The following is a 3,047-nucleotide window of genomic DNA, read 5'->3' on the forward strand; positions in this document are numbered from 1 at the left end:
ACTAATTTTGCACCAATGGCGACACGCGGCTTGTCTTTCCGGTCTTGCCGCGCCAAACCAAAATAAGGGATAACGGCCGTAACATAATGTGCCGATGCGCGGCGTGCGGCATCAATCATCATCAGCAGCTCCATTAAATTGTCAGTTGGCGGATTGGTAGATTGGATCAAAAAAACATCAGAACCGCGTACCGATTCATTAAAATAAGGCTGAAACTCGCCGTCGCTGAAACGCGATAAAATTACTTCTCCCAATTCTTTTCCGTAAGCTTCTGCAACCTTGCGCGAAAGTTCCAATGTGGCTAAACCTGAAAATAATTTGATGGGATTGAACTGTATCGGCATGGTGAGTAAAAAATGTTAAACTGCCTTTAAAGTAAAAAGCAGACAGCCATTACTCAAGCGTGTCTGCTTCTTTTTAAGTTGCCCGACCAGGATTCGAACCTAGACAAACGGTACCAAAAACCGTCGTACTACCTTTATACTATCGGGCAATCTGCTCTTCGTTGGTATTGTACCTGCCGAAAAGGAATGCAAATATAGGACGATAAATTAAAAAGCCAAATGCAATTTTTATATTTTTTATGTGGTAAAAGAAGCATCGGGCCGTCAATTGTTAAAACCTGTTAAACAATTGGCCAAAGACCATAAACTTCATTATAGTTTGTTAATTTCGGCACCACAAAATTATGACAGAAACAATACCCTCCATGAAGTATCATAAAATCAATAATTTGTTTGGCTGGCTTGCCTTTTTAATTGCCGCTGTTACCTATATTTTAACTTTAGAACCTTTTGCCAGTTTTTGGGACTGCGGCGAATTTATTGCCTGCGCATACCGTTTGCAAGTGGCGCACCAACCAGGCGCACCGCTTTTTACCATGATTGGCAAAGTGTTTTCGCTGTTTGCGGCGGATAAAGCACATGTGGCTTACCTGATCAATATGAGTTCCGGTTTGGCCAGTGCCGCTACCATTATGTTTTTGTTTTGGACAATTACCGCACTTGCCAAAAAAATAGTGGTAAAAACAGCATCAGAGATTAGCCTAAGCCAAACCATCCTGATTATTGGTGCCGGTTTGGTTGGCGCTTTGGCTTATGCCTGGTCGGACACGTTCTGGTTTTCCGCTGTTGAATCCGAAGTTTACGCACAATCTTCCCTTTGTACCGCCATTGTTTTTTGGGCGATCATGAAATGGGATGCCCATGCAGACGAACCCGGAGCTGATAGATGGATCATTTTTATCGCTTACGTAATGGGTTTATCCATCGGAATCCACTTGTTAAACTTACTGGCTATTCCGGCAATTGCCTGCGTTTATTACTTCCGCCGGACACCAAACGCAACCGGCAGAGGTACGCTGACTGCTCTTTTTGTAGGAATAATTATTGTAGCAGTCGTTTTGTGGGGAATTATCCAGTATATAGTTAAAGGCGCCGCTTATTCTGATTTGCTTTTTGTAAATACCTTTAATTTGGGTTTTTGGAGTGGCGCAACAGTTTTCTTTATCCTGATTGTCATTACCATGACAGCCGGGATTATTTATACCCTTAAACCGGTCAAAACCACCATTTTGGTTGCGGCTATCGCTTTTGTTTTGGCGCTTACCGTTAGCGGTGGTTTTATTGGCGGGCTGATCGGTATTGCGATTGTTGCGTTTTTAGAATATGTGGTTAAGATTAGGGAAAAAAGGTTTGCGCTCAACATGATTTTGACCTGCACTGTTTTTATCCTTTTCGGTTACAGTTCTTTTGCCATGCTGATTATCCGCGCAAAAGCGCATACCAACTTAAACAACAGCGAACCGGACAATGCTTTTGCTTTGTTGAGTTATTTGAACCGTGACCAGTACGGCGACACGCCTTTGTTGTACGGCCAGTATTATGATTCCAAAGCGGTTGACCAAACCGAAGGCGCAACCATTTATCGTAAAGGAAAAGAGAAATACGAAGTGGCCGGGAAGAAGCAAAACCTGGTTTACGACCGTAATACGTTGTTTCCCCGGATGTTCAGCGATAAGGCTGAGCATATTGGTTTTTACAAAGATTGGATGCATATCGCCGAAGGCCAAAGCCCGACTTTTGCCGATGACCTCGGCTTCTTTTTTAGCTGGCAGGTTAACCAAATGTACACGCGTTATTTATTGTGGAACTTTGTTGGAAGGCAAAACGATGCCGACGGGCAAAGCAACAACGCCACCGATGGCAACTGGCTAAGCGGTATCAAACCGATTGATGCGATGCGTTTGGGCAACCAGAGCGCGTTGCCGCCTTCCATGACGTTGGACAAATCCTACAACCGGATGTTCTTTTTACCGCTGATCTTAGGTTTGATCGGTGCTTTTTATCACTTCAAAAAAAACCAGAAAGATGCCGGCGTAGTTGGCTTGCTGTTTTTTTTCACCGGTTTTGCCATTTTGCTTTACCTTAACCAAGACCCTTTGCAGCCACGTGAACGGGATTATGCCTACGCTGGTTCGTTTTACGCTTTTGCCATTTGGATTGGGATCGGTACTTTGTTTATCGCCGAAAAATTAAGAAAGTATGCCAACCCGCAAACGGCTGCCATCGGTGCAACAGTAGTTTGTTTATTGGCCGCGCCGGTTTTAATGGCTTCGCAGGAATGGAACGACCATGACCGCTCTACCAAAACCACCCCGCGCGATATGGCCTACAATTACCTCAATTCCTGCGCGCCAAATGCCATCTTGTTTACTTTTGGCGATAACGATACTTACCCGTTGTGGTACATCCAGGAAGTGGAAAATGTTCGGCCAGATGTGCGTATCGTCAATTTAAGCTTGCTCGGGACGGATTGGTACATCCGCCAGATGAAGCAAAAAATGAACGCTTCGGCACCGCTTCCCATCACCATGCCTAATGAAAAATTTGAAGCCGGCGTGCGCGATGTTACGTATTACAATGATTCCAAACTTCCTGGAAATACGGAGCTAAAAGATGTATTTGATTTTATGACTTCTGATGACCCTCGTGCCAAAGTGGAATACGAGAACGGGCAAAGCATGAACTATCTTCCAACAAAAAACC

At 44.3% G+C, this 3,047-nt stretch carries 2 protein-coding genes and 1 tRNA gene; 1 reads left to right on the forward strand and 2 read right to left on the reverse strand.

All coding sequences use genetic code 11. The features are described from left to right. A partial coding sequence (gene prs, locus Q0192_RS11055; RefSeq protein WP_299289542.1) for a ribose-phosphate diphosphokinase occupies positions 1-344 on the reverse strand: 344 nt, incomplete at its 3' end. A 78-nt stretch (positions 345-422) separates the two neighbouring features. Further along, a tRNA-Gln gene (locus Q0192_RS11060) sits at positions 423-493 on the reverse strand. A 216-nt stretch (positions 494-709) separates the two neighbouring features. Here Q0192_RS11060 and Q0192_RS11065 point away from each other — a divergent pair. Beyond that, positions 710-3,047, forward strand: a 2,338-nt coding sequence (locus Q0192_RS11065; RefSeq protein ID WP_299289543.1) for a DUF2723 domain-containing protein, incomplete at its 3' end; no start/stop codon positions are given.

It is taken from the genome of uncultured Mucilaginibacter sp. (assembly GCF_937859865.1).
Classification (GTDB): domain Bacteria; phylum Bacteroidota; class Bacteroidia; order Sphingobacteriales; family Sphingobacteriaceae; genus Mucilaginibacter_A.